A 20439-nucleotide genomic window follows, 5' to 3' on the forward strand; every position below is an offset into this window, starting at 1 on the left:
CAAACAACCCCTACATATAGTATTTATCCACAGACTTAGTCACAACATGACTTTGTGGATAATATGGGGGATATTTTTTCTTTCACGGACAGGTAAAAAACCACATGAATCAGAGTCTGCTGGTGACAAAGCGTGATGGTAGTACAGAGCGCATCAATCTCGACAAAATCCACCGAGTTCTGGATTGGGCGGCAGAAGGACTGAATAACGTATCGATTTCTCAGGTCGAGTTGCGCTCCCACATTCAGTTTTATGACGGTATCAAGACATCCGATATCCATGAAACAATCATCAAAGCTGCCGCCGACCTGATCTCCCGCGAGGCACCGGATTATCAGTACCTGGCTGCTCGCCTGGCGATTTTCCATCTGCGCAAAAAAGCCTACGGCGAGTTTGAACCGCCGAAACTGTTCGACCATGTCGTAAAAATGGTTGAAATGGGCAAATACGACAATCATCTGCTGGAAGACTACACGGAAGAAGAGTTCAAGCAGATGGACTCGTTCATCGTACACGACCGCGATATGACCTTCTCCTACGCTGCGGTGAAGCAGTTAGAAGGTAAATACCTGGTACAAAACCGTGTTACCGGTGAGATTTATGAAAGCGCGCAGTTCCTCTACATTCTGGTAGCGGCCTGCCTGTTCTCTAACTATCCGCGTGAAACGCGTCTGCAATACGTAAAACGTTTCTACGACGCCGTTTCTACGTTTAAAATTTCGCTGCCGACGCCGATTATGTCCGGCGTGCGCACCCCTACCCGTCAGTTCAGCTCCTGCGTACTGATCGAGTGCGGCGACAGCCTGGACTCCATCAACGCCACCTCCAGCGCGATTGTGAAATACGTTTCCCAGCGCGCCGGCATCGGTATCAACGCCGGTCGCATCCGTGCGCTGGGTAGCCCGATCCGCGGCGGAGAAGCGTTCCACACCGGTTGTATTCCGTTCTACAAGCACTTCCAGACCGCGGTAAAATCCTGCTCCCAGGGCGGCGTACGCGGCGGTGCTGCAACGCTGTTCTACCCAATGTGGCACCTGGAAGTTGAAAGCCTGCTGGTCCTGAAAAACAACCGTGGCGTCGAAGGCAACCGCGTGCGTCACATGGACTACGGCGTACAGATCAACAAACTGATGTACACCCGTCTGCTGAAGGGCGGCGACATCACGCTGTTCAGCCCGTCCGACGTCCCGGGCCTGTATGATGCATTCTTCGCCGACCAGGACGAATTCGAACGTCTGTACACCAAATATGAAAACGACGACAGTATCCGCAAGCAACGCGTGAAAGCCGTTGAGCTGTTCTCACTGATGATGCAGGAACGTGCCTCTACCGGGCGTATCTATATTCAGAACGTTGACCACTGCAACACCCATAGCCCGTTTGATCCCATTGTCGCTCCGGTGCGCCAGTCTAACCTGTGCCTGGAAATCGCCCTGCCGACCAAACCGCTGACCGACGTTAACGACGAAAACGGCGAAATTGCGCTGTGTACGCTGTCCGCATTTAACCTCGGTGCTATCAACAGCCTGGACGAGCTGGAAGAGCTGGCCGAATTGGCGGTGCGCGCGCTGGATGCGCTGCTCGATTATCAGGATTATCCGATTCCTGCCGCCAAACGCGGCGCGATGGGTCGCCGTACGCTGGGTATTGGCGTGATCAACTACGCCTACTGGCTGGCGAAAAACGGTAAGCGTTATTCTGACGGCAGCGCGAACAACCTGACTCACAAAACCTTTGAAGCCATTCAGTATTACCTGATGAAAGCCTCTAACGAGCTGGCGAAAGAGCAAGGCGCGTGCCCGTGGTTTAACGAAACGACTTACTCCAAAGGTATTCTGCCGATCGATACCTATAAAAAAGATCTCGATGCTATTGTCAACGAGCCGCTGCATCTGGACTGGGAACAACTGCGCGAATCCATCAAAACGCACGGTCTGCGTAACTCCACGCTGTCAGCCCTGATGCCATCGGAGACCTCTTCGCAGATCTCTAACGCCACCAACGGTATTGAACCACCGCGCGGCTATGTGAGCATCAAAGCGTCGAAAGACGGTATTCTGCGCCAGGTCGTGCCGGACTACGAACACCTGCACGACGCGTACGAACTGCTGTGGGAAATGCCGAACAACGATGGCTATTTGCAGCTGGTTGGTATCATGCAGAAATTTATCGATCAGTCGATTTCCGCCAACACCAACTATGATCCGTCGCGCTTCCCATCCGGAAAAGTACCGATGCAGCAGTTGCTGAAAGACCTGCTCACCGCCTACAAATTTGGTGTCAAAACGCTGTATTATCAAAACACCCGTGACGGTGCGGAAGATTCTCAGGACGATCTGGTGCCGTCCATTCAGGACGATGGCTGCGAAAGCGGCGCATGTAAGATCTGATGAACGATGCCGGGTGGCACCAGGCTCACCCGGCCTACAGTAGCTTGGTTTGTAGGCCGGAAAGGGTGCTTGTAACGCCATCCGGCACTCATCCCACAAAGGATTCACATCAATGGCATACACCACTTTTTCACAGACGAAAAATAACCAACTTCTGGAACCGATGTTCTTCGGCCAGCCGGTGAACGTCGCCCGCTACGATCAGCAAAAATATGACATCTTCGAAAAACTGATCGAAAAGCAGCTCTCTTTCTTCTGGCGTCCGGAAGAAGTTGATGTTTCTCGCGATCGCATCGACTTCCAGGCGCTGCCGGAACATGAAAAGCATATCTTCATCAGCAACCTGAAGTATCAAACGCTGCTGGACTCCATTCAGGGACGTAGCCCGAACGTGGCGCTGCTGCCGTTAATCTCGATCCCTGAGCTGGAAACCTGGGTGGAAACATGGGCGTTTTCAGAAACGATCCACTCCCGTTCCTACACCCACATCATTCGTAACATCGTGAACGATCCGGCGGTGGTGTTTGATGACATCGTCACCAACGAGCAGATCCAGAAACGCGCGGAAGGCATTTCCAGCTATTACGACGAATTGATTGAGATGACCAGCTACTGGCATTTGCTGGGCGAAGGCACGCATACCGTTAACGGTAAAACGGTTGTCGTAAGCCTGCGTGAACTGAAGAAGAAGCTGTATCTGTGCCTGATGAGCGTGAACGCGCTGGAAGCGATCCGCTTCTACGTCAGCTTCGCCTGCTCCTTCGCCTTCGCCGAACGCGAACTGATGGAAGGCAACGCGAAAATTATTCGCCTGATCGCCCGCGATGAAGCCCTGCATTTGACCGGGACCCAGCATATGCTGAATCTACTGCGCAGCGGTGTGGACGATCCGGAAATGGCGGAAATCGCCGAAGAGTGTAAACAAGAATGTTACGACCTGTTCGTACAGGCCGCGCTGCAGGAAAAAGAGTGGGCGGATTATCTGTTCCGTGACGGCTCAATGATTGGCCTGAATAAAGACATTCTGTGCCAGTACGTTGAGTACATCACCAACATCCGTATGCAGGCTGTCGGACTCGACTTGCCGTTCCAGACCCGCTCTAACCCAATCCCATGGATCAACACCTGGCTGGTGTCTGATAACGTGCAGGTTGCGCCGCAGGAAGTGGAAGTCAGCTCTTACCTGGTCGGCCAGATCGATTCGGAAGTCGATACCGACGACCTGAGTAACTTCCAGCTCTGATGGGCCGCGTTACTCTGCGCATCTCTGGCACACAACTGCTGTGCCAGGATGAACACCCTTCCCTGCTTGCCGCGCTCGAATCGCACAATGTTGAAGTTGAATACCAGTGCCGCGCAGGTTATTGCGGCTCCTGCCGTACCCGTCTGGTAGCGGGACAGGTCGACTGGATTGCCGAACCTCTGGCCTTCATTCAGCCAGGTGAAATTTTGCCCTGCTGCTGTCGGGCAAAAGGCGATATTGAAATAGAGCTGTAACGCGTGGCGGGATAAAAATTAGGACTAAAAAAGAGCCGCCGATGGACGGCAGCTCTTTATTTCTCCTGGAGGCAGGTATGGCCACGTTGACGGCAGACGGCCTTATCTAGCCGTTAATAACGTTTGATCCAACCAGGCCTGTGACCGGAGGTGCATCACAGACCTTGTGCCATTACTCTTTATTCAGGAATGTCACTGCTTTGTCGGGGAAGTCGGTGAACAGCCCGTCAACGCCCGCCTTGTTATACAGAATGTCATACAGCTGATTTACGTCAGTGGTGTAATCCGGCAGCTGATCGGCACGAACGGTATAAGGATGCACCACCATCTTATTCTGATGCGCGTCCTGTACCATACCCGTTAACGAGATATTGCCTTTCTTCGACTTCTCATCAATCAGCATGTGATAGTCCGGCCCAATGCCGTCCGCATACTGCGCAACCTGCTTCATGGCACCCGGTTTAAACATCCAGTCGTAGTTGTAATTAACCCAACTACCGTCCGGCTTTTTCTCCTGAGTTTCATTCCAGTCAGTGTACGCAATCAACTGTACCAGATTGAGATCCATCCCCATCTTCGGTTCCAGTTCATTCTTAATGCGCTTTAACTCTGCGACATCAAAACACTGTAGATAAACCTTGTCGTTCTTGTCGGTGTACCCGTACTTTTTCAGCACTTCCAGCGTCTTAGCCGCAATGTCCTTCCCTTCCTGATGATGGAACCACGGCGCTTTCATTTCCGGGTAAATGCCAATGTTTTTACCGGTTGAATGATTTAATCCCTGAACGAACTCAATCTCTTCTTCGAAAGTGTGCACACGGAAATCAGATTTACCCATCGGGAAACGCCCCGCCCAGGTCTGGACCTTTTTGCCATTTTCGATATCAAAGCCTTCGGTAAATTTCAGCGATTTAATCTCATCCAGCGTAAAGTCGATAGCGTAGTAGCGCCCATCTTTACGCGCACGATCCGGGAAACGCTCGGCAACATCGGTGACGCGGTCAAGGTAGTGGTCATGCAGGACAACCAGATGGTCGTCCTTGGTCATCACCAAATCCTGTTCCAGGTAATCAGCCCCCTGAGCATAAGCCATCGCTTTTGCTGGCAGCGTATGCTCCGGTAGATAACCGCTGGCACCACGGTGCGCAATCACGATTTTTTCTGCGGCAACCGCCGCGCTGCTCACCACAATACCTGTCAGCATTAGCGCCACGCTGAGACTTTTCAATGTGGTTTTCATCTATTAGCCCCCGTTACGCTTCAGTGCGATCTCTTCGTGATGGCGTTTTTCGCCAATCATGACGACCACCAGCAGAATAACCGCCAGCACGCTACCGCCAATCATCACCATAAAGCCGCCGTCCCAACCGAAGAAGTCAACGGTATAGCCAACAATGGCGCTCGCCGCTACGGAACCGCCGAGATAACCAAACAGACCGGTAAAGCCAGCCGCCGTACCCGCCGCTTTTTTCGGTGCCAGTTCCAGCGCATGCAGACCAATCAACATTACCGGACCGTAGATCAGGAAGCCGATGATAATCATACAAGCCATATCCACGTTCGGGTTGCCTGCCGGGTTCATCCAGTAGACGATAGTCGCGATAGTCACCAGCGTCATAAAGAACACGCCGGTCGCACCACGGTTGCCACGGAAGACTTTATCCGACATCCAGCCGCACAGCAGCGTGCCCGGAATACCCGCATATTCATACAGGAAGTAGGCCCAGGATGATTTATCCAGCGCGAAATGTTTCACTTCTTTCAGATAGGTCGGGGACCAGTCCAGGATGCCGTAACGCAGCAGATAAACAAACACGTTGGCGATAGCGATGTACCACAACAGTTTGTTCGGCAGTACGTATTGCATGAAGATCTGCTTCGCAGTCAGCTCTTCTTCCGCTTTCTCGTTGTAATCGTCCGGGTAGTCGTTCTTGTACTCTTCGATAGGCGGCAGGCCACAAGACTGCGGCGTATCACGCATCAGAGCAAAAGCAAACAGCGCGACGACGATCGCACCGAAAGCAGGCATGTACAGCGCCGCTTTCCAGTCATTGAACCAGGCCATACCCAGCAGGAACAACAGAGGAGGCAGACCACCGCCCACGTTGTGCGCACAGTTCCAGACGGAAACAATGCCCCCACGCTCTTTCTGCGACCACCAGTGCACCATGGTACGACCACACGGCGGCCAACCCATTCCCTGGAACCATCCGCAGAGGAACAGCAGCACAAACATAACCGCAATGCTCGAAGTCGCCCACGGCACAAAGCCCATGAACAACATGACAGCGGCGGCCAGAATCAGACCCGCTGGCAGGAAAACGCGCGGATTCGAGCGATCCGAAACGGACCCCATGATGAATTTCGAAAATCCGTAAGCAATGGAGATACCGGATAACGCAAAACCCAGATCGCCACGCGAGAAACCTTGCTCAACCAGATACGGCATCGCAAGGGCAAAGTTCTTACGTACCAGATAGTACGCGGCATAGCCAAAGAAAATCCCCAGAAAGATCTGCCAACGTAATCGACGATATGTCGGGTCGATCTCCGCTGCAGGCAAACGCGCCGTGTGTGACGCTGGTTTAAAAATGCTCAACATAGTGTAGCCTCCGTGGCCGTCTTTCATTCGAAGTAAACACTGCAGTTCGTCATTACTACCCTACCGCTCCCAGTGTGGCCGCGATGTTAAGGAAAGATACATAACAAAAATGTGAAACGCTGCACATATTGTTACAGATTTATGACAAATGTTCATAAAGGCGCACGAAATCACGTTTCATTTTCGAATAATGAGCGATTATGCGCGAAATCAAACAATCCATGTTTTTTATGTGGCTAAATGATAAAAAACGAACTGTGAGGAAAAACAATGAAAATTCGCGACTCGCAAACAAGTGACGTGATTATCATTGGTGGAGGAGCAACAGGTGCAGGGATCGCACGCGATTGTGCGCTGCGCGGGTTGCGCGTCATCTTAGTGGAACGCCACGATATCGCCACAGGGGCGACCGGACGTAACCACGGTCTGCTGCACAGCGGTGCACGCTACGCCGTCACCGACGCTGAATCTGCCCGGGAGTGCATCAGCGAAAACCAAATTCTCAAACGTATCGCCCGTCATTGCGTTGAGCCGACGGACGGTCTGTTTATTACCCTGCCGGAAGATGAACTCTCCTTCCAGGCAACCTTTATTCGCGCCTGTGAAGAGGCCGGTATTCGCGCAGAAGCAATTGACCCTAAGCAGGCGCGCATTATCGAACCTTCCGTCAACCCACAGCTGATTGGCGCGGTAAAAGTGCCGGACGGCACGGTTGATCCTTTCCGCTTAACCGCCGCCAACATGCTGGATGCGCGTGAGCATGGCGCAGTAATTTTAACGGCGCATGAAGTGACGGGACTGATTCGTGAAGGGGCAACGGTTTGCGGCGTGAACGTACGCAATCATCTGACGGGTGAGATACAGTCTCTGCATGCACCGGTAGTCGTCAACGCCGCCGGGATCTGGGGCCAGCGCATTGCGGAATATGCCGATCTGAGCATCCGTATGTTCCCGGCCAAAGGTTCGCTGCTGATTATGGATCACCGCATTAACCAGCATGTCATCAACCGCTGTCGTAAGCCGTCTGACGCCGATATCCTGGTGCCCGGTGATACCATTTCGCTGATTGGCACCACCTCACAGCACATTGATTACGATGATATCGACAGCAACCGCGTCACCGCAGAAGAGGTCGATATACTGCTGCGTGAAGGCGAAAAACTGGCGCCGATTATGGCGAAAACGCGCATTTTACGCGCCTACTCCGGCGTGCGTCCTCTGGTAGCCAGCGACGACGATCCAAGTGGCCGTAACGTCAGCCGTGGGATTGTACTGTTCGATCATGCCCAGCGTGACGGACTGGACGGGTTTATCACCATTACCGGCGGCAAATTGATGACCTACCGCCTGATGGCAGAGTGGGCCACCGATGCCGTTTGCCGTAAGCTGGGCAATACCCAACCTTGCACAACGGCAGACACGGCGCTGCCTGGCTCACAAGAATCGACCGAGCATACGCTCAAACGCGTGATCTCGTTGCCCGCGCCACTGCGCGGCTCAGCGGTCTACCGTCACGGCGATCGCACCCCTGCGTGGCTTAGCGAAGGTCGTCAGCACCGCAGCCTGGTCTGTGAATGCGAAGCGGTCACTGCAGGTGAAGTGCAGTACGCCGTCGAGAATTTGACCGTCAACAGCCTGCTGGATTTGCGTCGCCGTACCCGTGTTGGAATGGGGACCTGCCAGGGCGAATTGTGTGCCTGCCGCGCCGCAGGTTTGCTGCAACGTTTTAATGTCACCACCGCCGCGCAATCTATCACCCAGCTTTCCGATTTCCTCAATGAACGCTGGAAAGGCGTGCAGCCTATCGCCTGGGGAGATGCGCTGCGCGAAAGCGAATTCACACGCTGGGTTTATCAGGGATTGTGCGGTCTGGAAAAGGAGCACCAGGATGAAATTTGATACCGTCATTATCGGCGGCGGTCTGGCCGGACTACTGTGCGGCCTGCAACTGCAAAAAAGCGGTTTACGCTGCACGATTGTCACTCGCGGCCAAAGCGCCCTGCATTTCTCCTCCGGCTCACTGGATTTGCTCAGCAACTTACCCGATGGCCAACCGGTGACGGATATAGAAGCAGGCCTGAATGCGCTGCGCACTCAGGCACCCGCGCACCCGTACAGCACCATCGGAACGCACAACGTCCTGGAGCTGGCCCAGCAGGCGCAAAATCTGCTGGAAGAATGCGGAACGCATTTGCAAGGCAAGGTACATCAGTCACATCAACGCATCACCCCGCTGGGAACGCTGCGCTCAACCTGGTTAAGTTCCCCGGAAGTTCCGGTCTGGCCGCTGTCCGCGCAGCGTATCTGCGTTGTAGGTATTAGCGGTTTACTGGATTTTCAGGCACATCTCGCCGCGGCGTCGCTGCGTCAACGCAATCTCAGCGTCGAGACGGCAGAAATCGATCTGCCTGAGCTGGATGTCCTGCGTGATAACCCGACCGAGTTTCGCGCCGTCAATATTGCGCGCCTGCTGGATAACGAAGATAAATGGTCGCTGCTCTATGACGCTTTACTGCCAGTAGCAAAAACCTGCGACATGATAATTATGCCGGCCTGCTTCGGTCTGGCGGATGAACAGCTCTGGCAATGGCTTAACGAGCGCCTCCCCTGCTCGCTGACGCTGTTACCGACCCTACCGCCTTCGGTACTGGGTATGCGTTTGCATAACAAATTGCAGCGCCAGTTTGTGCGCCAGGGCGGCGTCTGGATGCCGGGTGATGAAGTGAAGAAAATCACCTGTCAGGATGGCGTAGTCAGCAAAATCTGGACCCGTAATCATGCCGATATTCCTTTGCGGCCACGTTTCGCCGTGCTCGCCAGCGGCAGCTTCTTCAGCAGCGGGCTGGTCGCCACGCGTGAGGCCATCTACGAACCTATCCTGGGGCTGGATGTACAGCAAACCGCCACCCGCGCCGAGTGGTATGAGCGTGACGTCTTCGACCCACAACCGTGGCAGCAGTTTGGCGTTACGACCGATGCAGGGCTGCGCCCGTCGCTGGCGGGACAAACGATAGAGAACATGTATGCCATCGGTTCCGTTCTCGGCGGATTCGACCCTATCGCCCAGGGTTGCGGAGGCGGCGTGTGCGCTGTTAGCGCCTTACACGCCGCACATCATATTGCGAAACGTGCAGGAGGCCAGCAATGAGCGACACACGTTTTGAAAGTTGTATCAAATGCACGGTGTGCACCACGGCCTGCCCGGTAAGTCGCGTCAATCCGAACTACCCTGGTCCTAAACAGGCCGGACCGGACGGTGAGCGTCTGCGCCTGAAAGATGGCGCGTTATATGACGATGCGCTGAAATACTGCATCAACTGTAAGCGCTGCGAAGTGGCCTGTCCGTCAGATGTGAAGATTGGCGATATCATCCAACGCGCGCGCGCCAAATACGACACAACGCGTCCGTCGCTGCGTAACTTTGTCTTAAGCCATACCGATTTGATGGGTAGCGTGTCCACACCGTTCGCCCCGATAGTGAATACCGCCACCTCACTCAAACCGGTGCGTCAGCTGCTGGATTACGCGCTAAAAATCGACCATCGCCGTACGTTGCCGAAGTACTCTTTCGGCACCTTCCGCCGCTGGTATCGCAGCGTTGCCGCTCAGCAAGCGCAATATCAGGATCAGGTTGCCTTTTTCCACGGCTGTTTTGTGAATTACAACCATCCGCAGCTCGGCAAAGATCTGATCAAAGTGTTGAATGCGATGGGAACCGGGGTGCAACTGCTGAGCAAAGAGAAATGCTGCGGCGTACCGCTGATTGCCAACGGCTTTACCGATAAAGCGCGTAAGCAGGCGGTGAGCAACGTGGCCTCGCTCAGAGAAGCAATTGACGGCAAAGGCATTCCGGTGATCGCCACCTCATCAACCTGCACCTTTGCGCTGCGTGATGAATATCCGGAAGTGCTGGACGTCGACAACTCAGGTCTACGCGAACACATTGAACTGGCAACCCGCTGGCTGTGGCGCAAGCTGGATGAAGGCAAAACGCTGCCGCTGAAAACGCTGCCACTGAAAGTGGTCTACCACACGCCATGCCACATGGAGAAAATGGGCTGGACGCTCTACACGCTGGAACTGCTACGACAAATTCCAGGGCTGGAGCTAACGGTGCTGGACTCGCAATGTTGCGGGATTGCCGGGACATACGGCTTTAAAAAGGAAAACTACCCGACATCGCAATCCATTGGCGCACCGCTGTTCCGCCAGATTGAAGACAGCGGCGCTGATATCGTCGTCACCGACTGCGAAACCTGTAAATGGCAGATTGAGATGTCTACCAGTAAGCGCTGCGAACACCCCATCACCCTGCTTGCCAAAGCGTTAGGTTAATTCTGTTGCCCGGTGGCGTTGGCTACCGGGCATTTTGCGAATGCCGTTGCACATAACTGAATACGTTGCAACCGGACGTATTTATCTCTGACTCCTCCACGCAAAGAATCAATTCCACGAATGCAGCCCGCGTCATCCGTGGGTACCGTCACGCCATCTTCTTCCTCTGGTGACGGACTACCATGGCTAAATCAGCAACATCAACACCGTACGATGCGGTTTTTAAAAGATGGTTTCTTATCCTGAGAATAATTATGTGAAGCACACAAAACCAATACTGACAGGCTGTAACCAGATTGCTGCGGCAATCGTCAAATAAATTAGCCTTCAGGTTAATTTTAAATGGTTATGAATTAGCCTATGAGCTAACATTTATTTGGAGTGGGCGCCCATATGTTTAGCGTTGTTTATCACCCTGAGGCCAGGGCAGAAGCAACTGCATTACCCGTAAAAATTCGGGTTAAGTTTGACCGGCTCATTGGTAAGCTGGAACATAACGCCCAGTTGTTACGGGAGCCGGATACGAAACCCCTTGGCGATGGACTTTTTGAGATCCGCACGATGGGTACTGATATAGCCAGAGGTATCTGGCTATACCATAAAGGCAACACTATCATCATGCTCCGCGTTTTCATCAAGAAATCACAGAAAACGTCAGCAAAAGAAATCGAACTCGCCAAAAATCGGTTAGCGGAGGTGCTTAATGAAACTGGTAAGCCATAAAGAACTGCATAACGAATGGATGCAGAATGATGAGTTTCGTGCTGCATGGCGGGAAGAAGAACGCAAAGAGATGCTTAGAGAACTGCTTGCAGAATGGCGGAGGCATAACAACCTGACAAAAGCTCAGGTTGCCGAACGTATGGGGGTGACGCCTCCGGTTATTTCCCGCCTTGAAAATAACATTACCAAAGCCAGTATTGAGACATTGACTCGCTACGCCTACGCCTGCGGCATCAAAAAACCAGTCATCGCCCTGTATTGATTAACCCGCTACTCCGGAGCCGGTCTGTTGGAGAAAATCATCTCTGTGCATATTTCGTGGTAAGAATATTATGTGAGTTAATCAAAATCAGACGGCGCACGGGAACTCAAGCTTCATCTGTCAACTTCATATCAGTTTCCGCTGGTGGATATCACGATGGTATCTGACGACGTGACAGAGCATCACCATTAGGAGCTATTTCAGGCCCGATGGCGCTACACCACCGGGCCCGATATTAATAACTACTTTTCAACGTTTGCTTACTCTGGTCTGGCTTAAACATTGCCAGCCTGCGATCCAGCGCTTCGGTATAAAGCATGGTATCCACGCCTACCGCGACAAAATTTGCTCCCCATTGCAGACATTTCTGCGCCATTGCTGGGTCAACAGCGAGGAAACCGGCTGCTTTTCCGGCTGCGCGAATACGGCGAATGCTTTGCTCAATGATCCGCTGCACCTCCGGGTGTCCGGCATTATCCGGATAGCCCAACGACGCAGAAAGATCCGCCGGGCCAATAAAGACACCGTCAATACCGTCAACGTCCAGAATGGCATCCAGATTATCCAGTGCCGCTTTGCTTTCGACCTGTACCAGCAGGCAGAGTGATTCATTAGCCTGGGCCATATAATTGTCGATACGTCCCCAGCGCGCCGCCCGTGCCACGCTGGCGCCGACACCACGCTCGCCGAGCGGTGGATAACGAGTCGCGGAAACCACCTGAAGCGCCTGCTCTGCGCTGTCGACCATCGGGACAAGCAGCGTCTGCGCGCCGATATCCAGCACCTGCTTGATCAACGCTTTACTGCCTTCCACCGGTCGAACCACAGGCTGGCTGGCATAAGGCGCAATCGCCTGCAACTGATGGTAAAGATCCTGCACCGTGTTCGGCGCGTGTTCTCCATCAATCAGCAGCCAGTCATAGCCCGACGTCGCGGCAATCTCCGCCATGTAAGAGGTGGTCGAACTGAGCCACAGGCCGACCTGGACTTCCCCTTTGCGTAATCCTTCTTTGAAGGGATTTGATAACAATGCGTTCATAACGATCCTTACAACGTAGATAAGATTAATGATGCGCAGCGCCTGCTTGTGAAACTGAACGGTTCACACTCAGCGTAAAGATGATTAGCGAGCCAATAATCGCGACGCCCGCGAGGACCAGCAGACCCGCCGCATCGCTGGCAAACACCGTTTCGGCTTTGACGCGCAGAATGGGAGCAATAAAGCCGCCAACGGCACCAAACAGGTTGACGAAGCCGATCCCCGCCGCCAGAGCTGTCCCGGAAAGAAGTTGCGTTGGCATCGTCCAGAACACCGGCTGTACCGCAATGAAACCGACCGCCGCGACGCAGAGCGCCACAATCGCCAGTACCGGTGAAACCAGCCCGGAAAGGCCAATGCCGATTCCTGCCGCCAGCAGCGTCAGCGCGGCAACATTACGCCGGTCGCCGGTGCGATCGGAGTAGCGAGGAATAAGCCATGTACCAAACAGCGCCGCCACCCACGGTATTGCCGCCACGACCGAAGCCGTAAAGCCCACTTTTGTCCCTAACAACGCAGCAACCTGAGTTGGCAGGAAGAAGATCAGGCCATACACCGCCACCTGGATCGTCAGATAGATAATCGCCAGTTGCCAGACACGGCCATTACGCAGCGCATCCGACAGGCGTGAAGTGACCTTTTTTTCCTCTTCACTTGTCAACTGGCTAATGAGCATCGCCTTTTCCTCCGCGCTCAGGAAACGCGCCTGCTGCGGGGTATCATCCAGCCAGAAGAAGGTGAAAACACCCGCGCCTACCGCCAGTAAACCTTCGATAACGAACATCCAGAACCATCCCGGATGCCCCATAAACCCGTGCATCTCCAACAGCGCACCGGAAAGCGGCGATCCCAGGGTTAACGCCAGCGGCGCCCCCATGTAGAACAGCCCCATGATGCTGGCGCGGTTACGCTGGGGGAACCACTGGGACGTCAGGTAGATCATACCGGGGAAGAAGCCCGCCTCTGCCGCCCCCAGCAGAGTACGGATAATCAGGAATTTCGATTCAGTATCCGCCCATGCCATCGCCGCAGAGAGGAATCCCCACAGCAACGTGGTGGTACCAATCCAGGTTCTGGCACCAAATTTACGCATCAACAGGTTGGCAGGAACCCCCAGAAAGGCGTAAACCACAAAGAAAATCCCCGCGCCCAACGCATAAGCTTCGTTGCTCAGACCGGTATCAATCTGATAGGTCTCTTTGGCAAAACCGATGTTCGAGCGGTCAAGAAACGCCAGCACATACAGCGCCAGCATAAAGGGAATCAAACGGGCGCGGTTTTTCTTCACCACACCATCAAGTAACGTGGTACTCATAGCAAGATCCTCAAAGAAATGAGGGCGTTGCCGTGGCATTGGCAACGCACTGGTCATTAGTGGCTATAAGGGCGCTTCAGATTGCAGTCGCGGTTAAGCTCGACGCCAAATCCTGGTTTGTCGAGCACCGACTTATGAATGCGGCCATTGACGGGTACCGGTTCGTCCAGAAGGATCGGATCAAACTGTGGACGCATCGTTGAACAATCCGGGCTGGTCATCAAAAACTCGCTGAACGGGGTATTGGTGAACGTGATTACCGCGTGGTGCGAGTAAACCGAGGAACCATGTGGCACCACCAGCTGTCCGCGCGATTTAGCAATAGCGGCAATTTCCACTAGCGTGGTTAACCCACCGCACCAGCCCACATCCGGCTGCATGATATCGATACCGGTTTCTGAGAGTGTGCGGAAGGACTGCAGCGTCCCGTGGTGTTCACCGCTGGTAACCATCATCCCCGCCGGAGCGTTACGTTTCAGCTCGCGATAACCTTCGTACTGCTGTGGCGGCAGACACTCTTCGATCCACTTCAGATTGGACGGTGCGCAGGCATGGGCCAGTTTGGTGGCATAGTTCACGTCCTGACTCATCCAGCAATCGAGCATCAACCAGAAATCCGGACCGCATTTCTCACGCATGTCGGCTACCATTGCCGCATCTTTGCGGATCCCTGCATCCCCGTCGTGCGGCCCCCAGTGGGTCGGCATTTTGCCGCCAATAAAGCCCATTTCTTTCGCCAGATCAGGGCGCGCACCGGTCGCGTAGAATTGAATTTCGTCGCGTACCGCGCCACCCAACAGTTTGTAGACCGGTAAACCCACCACCTTGCCAAACAGATCCCACAGCGCCAGATCCACGCACGAGATGGTGTTCATCACCAGACCGCCGGAGCCGGAGTAGTACATCGTTGCGCCCAGCATCTGGTCGTGAATGAGTTTGATATCGCTGACGCATTTCCCTTCAATAAAACGATTGAGATGCTTTTCCACAATAAAGCACCCCATCTCCCCTGCCGTGGAAACAGCAAAACCGGTCTGTCCGTTTTCAGCTTCCACTTCAACAATCAGTGTCCCTAATACGTTGATGCCAAAGGACTGGCGCGATTGCTCATATTCACGATATTTGCTCATTGGCGTGGCGATATGATCGTCAATCCAGTGGTTAGCGCCCTGATCGTGATAATCGCCGCCGCCAGCGCCTTTATCCGCCGTAGCACCACCGGTAAACCAGGCACGAACGTGTTTAATTTTAGGTAGGGTCATGGTGTTCTCCTTTTTATGAAGCGAGTGAGTCGAAGGGACTTTTCCATCCCAACAGGCGTGAAATATCCCTGGCGCAGGCAATCGCTTTACCGGCCAGATAATCACGGTTCTCTTCGTTAATTTGCAGACGAGTGCCGACCACTGAAATCGCGGCGGTCAGTTCATTGTTAGCGTTAAAAACAGGCGCTGCGACGCAGCGAACATCGGGATAATCTTCGCCATTATCAAAGCTCCATCCACGCTGTCGAATACGCTCCAGCTCGTCATTCAACTGCTGTGGCCTGGTGATAGTGGTCGGCGTTGCCTGTTCCCATATCAGCTGTTCAATAATGGCTTTTCGTGCGGCTGCCGGTTGCCAGGCCAGCAGGCATTTGCCGATACCCGAGCGATAGAGCGAAAGACTTTTCCCTTCGTGGGAGCGCACGCTGATAGTGGATGACGATTCCACTTTCAGAATGTAATACGCGCTTTCGTGGTCGATGATCCCGAGATGGCAAAGTAACCCTGTCTCATCCATCAGTTGTGTCAGCCGCGGACGCGCCAGTTCACGTAAATCCATCTTGCTCAGCGCATGCCCGGACAACTCAACCAGCTTGGTCCACAGGCAGTAATTTTCCTGATGATCCATGCTGATAAAGCGCTGACGCTTCAGTTCGTTAAGTAACAGGTACGCGGTGCTTTTTGGAATACCCAGCGTCTCTATGATGGTGGCGGCGCTACATGGGCCGATACGCGCAATGAGATTGAGTATTTCGATCGCCCTGGTGAGCGCGGGAACTTTGCTTGATTCCAACATACTGGACTCCAGTCTGAGATACTGGAATCAGTGTGGTAGGTTAAGGGGGTTAAAATTGTGAAGCGCATCAAATCCTCTCGTTCTTCCAGCTGGCTGGAGAAAAAACGAGCACAATTGTGAACTAACGCACGGATTTTTTTACAGAGAGTACAACAGGTTGGACTGATAACGGGAAGGCCAGAATGCCTTCCCATAACAAGCGCGTGAGACAGTGCAAGTCAGGAAGGCAGCGTCAGGGATTCAACCACTTCTATCCAACCGTGTTCGGTGGCAATATCCTGCCCGTTGAGCCAACGGCGCAGCATATTGAGCGCCATCATTGCGCACACTTCCTGACGCACCGACAAACTATAACGATTAGCGTTCAGCCGTACGCGTAAGGCATGCGTTCCATCAGGCGTTGCCAGCGCAAAGTTAATATGTTCGTTTTCGAAAGCCGATACCGCCAGCGCCAGCCCGGCATAATGGTTGCCGCGTCGTTCGGTTATCCAGTGTGCCGTTTGCGCCAGCGTTTCTTCCTGGGGCGGAACCACTTCGCTCGCCAACAGCGGAGCATTCGCGCGCGAAAGCTGCAGCGCCACCAGACCACCGGTGAATTGTTCGCTTAGCGTCAGGCTGTATTGCCGTTCCTGCAACGTACGGGCGATTTGCGCGGGTAAACCTTCCGTACCTTCGAAAATCATATTCTGCCCGGCAACCCGCTTAACTTCTGGCCACAGCGCCAGCATCGCTTCCCGTTGGGAATCCGGCCCGGTCAGCTTTAGTTCGATAATCGGCATTGACGAGCGGTAGCCCATTGTCACTCCCGGAGGCAATTGCAGCGGATCCAGGCTCTGCGCCAGCTCGCTTTCAGAACGACCAAAGGTGGTTAATCGCAGGCATAGCGGGGGTTGAGACAGCGAAAAACGCTCACGCAAACGCGGCAGGATCTCATGCTCAACCATGACTTTAAATTCTGATGGCACTCCTGGGGTAAAGAACATCAGGCAGCGGTTAAGCTTCAGGGCAAACCCACACGCGGTTCCTACGGGATTATTGATGAATTCCGCGCTGGCAGGTAGCTCAGCCTGTTTGCGGTTACTCGGTGCCATCACGCGTCCACGATCGCGGAAATAACGCGTCATCTCGGCGAGCCATGCTTCATGCAGCACCAGCCCTTCACCTTTTGCCGTTGCCGCCGCCAGCGCGCTCAAATCATCGCTGGTTGGTCCCAGACCGCCGTTAACGATCAGTACATCGGCATGTTCGCTACGCTCACGCAAAACGGCGACCAAATCATCAAGATTGTCACCTACCGTGTTGCGACGGGTTAGTGGTAACCCCTGATTAAAGAAAAAATCGGCCAGCCAGGCGGCATTCGTGTCGACGATTTGTCCGTGCAACACTTCATCCCCGGTGGATAGCATCTCCACGTTTAACATCGTGTTCTCCTGCTTTTATGATGAAAACACTATAACGCATGGAGGGGGGAAGGCGCGACTGAACGCCGCGCCGGAAAAATCAGAAACTCGCGTTAACCCCAACGTATGGGCCGTCAGCAATCGCGTTATCGCGGTTACCGTCTTTGCCTGCCAGGTTCAGGTAGCGATAACCGGCTTCAATGCTCAGCGGACGCATAATGGTCAGACGCGCACCTGCATTCGCTTCTTCATAGCTGTCGATACCGCTGGAAAGAGAATCGGGAGAGTAATAATACTCGCCAAACAGGCGGAGGCTGTCGCCAATCGGCCACTGCAAACCGCCACCGACCGCCGCCGCGTAACCCTCGTCACCATCATTCGGGTTAGTATAAATGCCTTTCCCACCGACCGTTGCCAGCAGCGGACCGAGAGGAATATTCAGACCCAGTCCCAGACCGGCCGCATCGCCGTCGTCATCGTTATGCATCCAGTTACCGCTGACGGCCAAACCGGTGGTCTCAGTACCCATACCGAAACCCAGGTTGGTGTAGTCTTCGCCAGCCTGGCCGCTGATGCTAATCGCGCTCGCCGACGCGGAAACAAACAGCATTCCGGCAAAACCCAACATTAAACTTTTTTTCATTTTCTATCCTTTCCAGCAAGAATCAAAACATAGCCCCAAAACCGGTGAATTGTACTGTTAGATCACGAGGAATCAATGCACTAAAAAAGCGATGCAATAACATATTGTAAGCAAATACTACTCACAAGATTTAGATAAGGTTAAATTCTTGTAGCAATTACGCTACTGAGGGCAGCAGAACGCCATTTTCAACAAACATCCTGTTTTCCCTGGCAAAGCGGCGTTATTCGTCGATGAAGCGTTTTTTCTACCGTCAGCAAAAGGTAAGATGCGTGCACGATGGAATTTTCTATACCTCCCCCTACAAGGATTCGACTTATGCGCCAAAGAACAATTGTTTGCCCATTAATTCAAAACGATGGCTGTTATTTACTGTGCAAAATGGCTGACGACCGCGGTGTGTTCCCCGGTCAGTGGGCGCTTTCTGGCGGCGGCGTTGAACCGGGTGAACGTATTGAAGAAGCTTTGCGCCGTGAAGTAAGAGAAGAGCTGGGCGAACAACTGGTGTTATCAGATATTACGCCATGGACCTTCAGTGACGATGTTCGCACCAAAACGTACGCCGATGGCAGTCAGGAAGAGATTTATATGATTTATCTCATCTTCGATTGTGTGGCGGCTAATCGTGAAGTGAAGATTAACGAAGAATTCCAGGCATTCGCCTGGGTTAAAGCGGAAGATCTCGGCTCCTACGATTTAAATATCGCCACGCGTAAAACGTTAACCTTGAAAGGGTTACTGTAAATCATCATTTTAATAACGGCATATAATTAGCATTCTTAATAGCGACATTGCGCTCATCCGTCTGCAGATAACAGCAATGTCGCCCAAACTACTCAAGAAACTACATGATCTTTTTTCATTAAGATAAATAAAAAATACGCTATTCCTCTCTCTTTCCCAAACCTTAAACTCTTAAGGATAAATTAACCTTCCGTCATTACCCTTTGAAGCCTGATGAAATAATTAACGACGCCCCTGTTTATCACTAAAAATAAAATGTCGGTGGCGTTAAATGGCTTGAAGGAATAATGATGTCTGACTTTTTGCCTTTCTCTCGCCCGGCAATGGGGGCTGAAGAACTTGCTGCTGTGAAGACGGTTCTGGACTCTGGATGGATAACCACCGGCCCGAAAAATCAACAGCTGGAAGAAGCCTTCTGCCAGCTCACGGGAAATCAACACGCCGTCGCCGTCTGCTCCGCTACGGCAGGAATGCACATCACGCTGATGGCGCTGGACATCGGTGCAGGCGATGAGATCATTACACCGTCAATGACGTGGGTTTCTACCCTCAACATGATTGTCCTGTTGGGTGCGACGCCAGTCATGATCGACGTCGACCGCGATACGCTCATGGTCACACCGGAGCAAATTGAGGCCGCCATCACCCCGCGAACCAAAGCCATTATTCCGGTACATTACGCAGGCGCCCCCGCCGACCTGGACGCGATTTATGCCATTGGCGAACGCTATGGCATTCCGATTATAGAAGATGCGGCCCACGCCGTAGGGACGTTGTATAAAGGTCGTCATGTCGGCGCGCGCGGCACGGCAATATTCTCGTTTCACGCCATCAAAAATATTACCTGCGCCGAAGGCGGGTTGATCGTTACCGACGACAGCCAGCTTGCCCAACGGCTTCGCAGCCTGAAGTTTCACGGTCTGGGCGTTGATGCCTTTGATCGACAAACCTATGGCCGGGCGCCGCAGGCCGAAGTGCTTGCGCCAGGGTACAAGTACAACCTCACGGATATCAACGCCGCCATTGCGTTGGTACAGCTAAATAAACTGGAACACCTGAACTCACGCCGGGCACAAATTGCCCGCGAGTATCAACAGGCGCTGGCCGATACGCCATTTCAACCACTGAGTCTGCCCCAGTGGGCGCACGTTCACGCCTGGCACCTGTTCATCATTCGCGTTGACGAAGCCCGCTGCGGTCTGAACAGAGATGCCTTAATGGAAGCGTTAAAGGCCAAAAATATCGGCACCGGTCTGCATTTTCGTGCGGCCCATACGCAAAAATATTACCGCGAACGCTTCACTACCCTTTCGCTCCCCAATACAGAATGGAATAGCGCGCGCATTTGCTCACTGCCGTTATTCCCCGATATGACCGCCGATGACACCCAGCGGGTAATTACGGCACTTCGCGAGATTGCAGGACAATAAC

The 20439-nt window shown here is 53.3% G+C and carries 19 protein-coding genes; 10 read left to right on the forward strand and 9 right to left on the reverse strand.

The window, feature by feature from the left end; genetic code table 11:
• Positions 1-104: 104 nt before the first annotated feature.
• From nrdA to yfaE, 3 genes are all read left to right on the forward strand, one after another.
• Positions 105-2390: a class 1a ribonucleoside-diphosphate reductase subunit alpha gene (gene nrdA, locus ABIE10_RS11030; RefSeq protein ID WP_016153798.1), complete on the forward strand. Its 2286-nt coding sequence runs from the start codon at positions 105-107 to the stop codon at positions 2388-2390.
• Between the two features lie 112 nt (positions 2391-2502).
• Positions 2503-3633 (forward strand): class Ia ribonucleoside-diphosphate reductase subunit beta, encoded by a 1131-nt coding sequence (gene nrdB / locus ABIE10_RS11035; RefSeq protein ID WP_016153799.1) that lies wholly within the window; start codon positions 2503-2505, stop codon positions 3631-3633.
• Entirely contained in the window at positions 3633-3887 is a 255-nt protein-coding gene (yfaE, locus tag ABIE10_RS11040) for a ferredoxin-like diferric-tyrosyl radical cofactor maintenance protein YfaE (RefSeq protein WP_016153800.1), read from the forward strand. The genes nrdB and yfaE overlap by 1 nt, the downstream gene beginning before the upstream one ends.
• A 172-nt stretch (positions 3888-4059) precedes the next feature.
• On the opposite strand, the gene glpQ is transcribed toward yfaE, so the two are convergent.
• Both glpQ and glpT read right to left on the reverse strand, forming a co-directional pair.
• A complete protein-coding gene (glpQ, locus tag ABIE10_RS11045) occupies positions 4060-5127 on the reverse strand; it encodes a glycerophosphodiester phosphodiesterase (RefSeq protein WP_049281472.1) in 1068 nt (355 codons plus the stop codon).
• A 3-nt stretch (positions 5128-5130) separates the two neighbouring features.
• Entirely contained in the window at positions 5131-6489 is a 1359-nt protein-coding gene (gene glpT, locus ABIE10_RS11050) for a glycerol-3-phosphate transporter (RefSeq protein WP_016153802.1), read from the reverse strand.
• Positions 6490-6759: 270 nt separating this feature from the next.
• Here glpT and glpA point away from each other — a divergent pair, with 270 nt between their 5' ends.
• From glpA to glpC, 3 genes are read left to right on the forward strand one after another with little or no spacing between them, the layout of a single operon-like run.
• A complete protein-coding gene (glpA, locus tag ABIE10_RS11055; protein WP_429155683.1) occupies positions 6760-8388 on the forward strand; it encodes an anaerobic glycerol-3-phosphate dehydrogenase subunit A in 1629 nt (542 codons plus the stop codon).
• Complete coding sequence (gene glpB, locus ABIE10_RS11060) at positions 8378-9637, forward strand: glycerol-3-phosphate dehydrogenase subunit GlpB (protein WP_216403747.1); 1260 nt, start codon at positions 8378-8380, stop codon at positions 9635-9637. Before glpA ends, glpB begins: the two co-directional genes overlap by 11 nt.
• Positions 9634-10824 carry an anaerobic glycerol-3-phosphate dehydrogenase subunit GlpC gene (gene glpC / locus ABIE10_RS11065; RefSeq protein ID WP_016153805.1) on the forward strand — a complete coding sequence of 397 codons (1191 nt, stop codon included), beginning with the start codon at positions 9634-9636 and terminating at the stop codon, positions 10822-10824. The genes glpB and glpC overlap by 4 nt, the downstream gene beginning before the upstream one ends.
• Here the strand turns inward: glpC and ABIE10_RS11070 are convergent.
• Positions 10821-10976 (reverse strand): hypothetical protein, encoded by a 156-nt coding sequence (locus ABIE10_RS11070; protein ID WP_155849793.1) that lies wholly within the window; start codon positions 10974-10976, stop codon positions 10821-10823. The two genes, glpC and ABIE10_RS11070, sit on opposite strands and share 4 nt — an antisense overlap.
• Before the next feature lie 241 nt (positions 10977-11217).
• Here ABIE10_RS11070 and ABIE10_RS11075 point away from each other — a divergent pair, with 241 nt between their 5' ends.
• Entirely contained in the window at positions 11218-11547 is a 330-nt protein-coding gene (locus ABIE10_RS11075; protein ID WP_019077271.1) for a type II toxin-antitoxin system RelE/ParE family toxin, read from the forward strand.
• Positions 11528-11809, forward strand: a complete 282-nt coding sequence (locus ABIE10_RS11080) for a helix-turn-helix domain-containing protein (RefSeq protein WP_019077272.1) — start codon at positions 11528-11530, stop codon at positions 11807-11809. Before ABIE10_RS11075 ends, ABIE10_RS11080 begins: the two co-directional genes overlap by 20 nt.
• Before the next feature lie 235 nt (positions 11810-12044).
• Here ABIE10_RS11080 and yfaU read toward each other — a convergent pair whose 3' ends face one another.
• The 6 genes from yfaU to ABIE10_RS11110 form a co-directional block, all read right to left on the reverse strand.
• Positions 12045-12848 (reverse strand): 2-keto-3-deoxy-L-rhamnonate aldolase, encoded by an 804-nt coding sequence (yfaU, locus tag ABIE10_RS11085; RefSeq protein WP_153690188.1) that lies wholly within the window; start codon positions 12846-12848, stop codon positions 12045-12047.
• Between the two features lie 25 nt (positions 12849-12873).
• Complete coding sequence (locus tag ABIE10_RS11090) at positions 12874-14163, reverse strand: MFS transporter (protein ID WP_047500910.1); 1290 nt, start codon at positions 14161-14163, stop codon at positions 12874-12876.
• Between the two features lie 56 nt (positions 14164-14219).
• The gene (gene rhmD / locus ABIE10_RS11095) at positions 14220-15425 is read right to left on the reverse strand and encodes an L-rhamnonate dehydratase (RefSeq protein WP_016153809.1); all 1206 of its coding nucleotides are present in this window, start codon (positions 15423-15425) and stop codon (positions 14220-14222) included.
• A 13-nt stretch (positions 15426-15438) separates the two neighbouring features.
• Entirely contained in the window at positions 15439-16221 is a 783-nt protein-coding gene (locus ABIE10_RS11100) for an IclR family transcriptional regulator (protein ID WP_141875450.1), read from the reverse strand.
• A gap of 218 nt (positions 16222-16439) precedes the next feature.
• Complete coding sequence (locus tag ABIE10_RS11105) at positions 16440-17642, reverse strand: nicotinamide mononucleotide deamidase-related protein YfaY (protein ID WP_075847736.1); 1203 nt, start codon at positions 17640-17642, stop codon at positions 16440-16442.
• Positions 17643-17721: 79 nt separating this feature from the next.
• Positions 17722-18264 (reverse strand): YfaZ family outer membrane protein, encoded by a 543-nt coding sequence (locus tag ABIE10_RS11110; RefSeq protein WP_016153812.1) that lies wholly within the window; start codon positions 18262-18264, stop codon positions 17722-17724.
• 318 nt (positions 18265-18582) lie between these two features.
• On the opposite strand from ABIE10_RS11110, the gene nudI reads away from it, so the two are divergent.
• Both nudI and arnB read left to right on the forward strand, forming a co-directional pair.
• Entirely contained in the window at positions 18583-19008 is a 426-nt protein-coding gene (gene nudI / locus ABIE10_RS11115; RefSeq protein WP_016153813.1) for a nucleoside triphosphatase NudI, read from the forward strand.
• A gap of 290 nt (positions 19009-19298) precedes the next feature.
• Positions 19299-20438: a UDP-4-amino-4-deoxy-L-arabinose aminotransferase gene (gene arnB, locus ABIE10_RS11120; RefSeq protein WP_429155950.1), complete on the forward strand. Its 1140-nt coding sequence runs from the start codon at positions 19299-19301 to the stop codon at positions 20436-20438.
• Position 20439 lies beyond the last annotated feature (1 nt).

It is taken from the genome of Citrobacter sp. 506, assembly GCF_050434985.1.
Taxonomy (GTDB): Bacteria; Pseudomonadota; Gammaproteobacteria; order Enterobacterales; family Enterobacteriaceae; genus Citrobacter; species Citrobacter braakii.

Coding starts and splice junctions, on each gene's coding strand:
- nrdA (WP_016153798.1), top strand. CDS start 105: ATGAATCAGAGTCTGCTGGTGACAAAGCGTGATGGTAGTACAGAGCGC.
- nrdB (WP_016153799.1), top strand. CDS start 2,503: ATGGCATACACCACTTTTTCACAGACGAAAAATAACCAACTTCTGGAA.
- yfaE (WP_016153800.1), top strand. CDS start 3,633: ATGGGCCGCGTTACTCTGCGCATCTCTGGCACACAACTGCTGTGCCAG.
- glpQ (WP_049281472.1), bottom strand. CDS start 5,127: ATGAAAACCACATTGAAAAGTCTCAGCGTGGCGCTAATGCTGACAGGT.
- glpT (WP_016153802.1), bottom strand. CDS start 6,489: ATGTTGAGCATTTTTAAACCAGCGTCACACACGGCGCGTTTGCCTGCA.
- glpA (WP_429155683.1), top strand. CDS start 6,760: ATGAAAATTCGCGACTCGCAAACAAGTGACGTGATTATCATTGGTGGA.
- glpB (WP_216403747.1), top strand. CDS start 8,378: ATGAAATTTGATACCGTCATTATCGGCGGCGGTCTGGCCGGACTACTG.
- glpC (WP_016153805.1), top strand. CDS start 9,634: ATGAGCGACACACGTTTTGAAAGTTGTATCAAATGCACGGTGTGCACC.
- ABIE10_RS11075 (WP_019077271.1), top strand. CDS start 11,218: ATGTTTAGCGTTGTTTATCACCCTGAGGCCAGGGCAGAAGCAACTGCA.
- ABIE10_RS11080 (WP_019077272.1), top strand. CDS start 11,528: ATGAAACTGGTAAGCCATAAAGAACTGCATAACGAATGGATGCAGAAT.
- yfaU (WP_153690188.1), bottom strand. CDS start 12,848: ATGAACGCATTGTTATCAAATCCCTTCAAAGAAGGATTACGCAAAGGG.
- ABIE10_RS11090 (WP_047500910.1), bottom strand. CDS start 14,163: ATGAGTACCACGTTACTTGATGGTGTGGTGAAGAAAAACCGCGCCCGT.
- rhmD (WP_016153809.1), bottom strand. CDS start 15,425: ATGACCCTACCTAAAATTAAACACGTTCGTGCCTGGTTTACCGGTGGT.
- ABIE10_RS11100 (WP_141875450.1), bottom strand. CDS start 16,221: ATGTTGGAATCAAGCAAAGTTCCCGCGCTCACCAGGGCGATCGAAATA.
- ABIE10_RS11105 (WP_075847736.1), bottom strand. CDS start 17,642: ATGTTAAACGTGGAGATGCTATCCACCGGGGATGAAGTGTTGCACGGA.
- ABIE10_RS11110 (WP_016153812.1), bottom strand. CDS start 18,264: ATGAAAAAAAGTTTAATGTTGGGTTTTGCCGGAATGCTGTTTGTTTCC.
- nudI (WP_016153813.1), top strand. CDS start 18,583: ATGCGCCAAAGAACAATTGTTTGCCCATTAATTCAAAACGATGGCTGT.
- arnB (WP_429155950.1), top strand. CDS start 19,299: ATGTCTGACTTTTTGCCTTTCTCTCGCCCGGCAATGGGGGCTGAAGAA.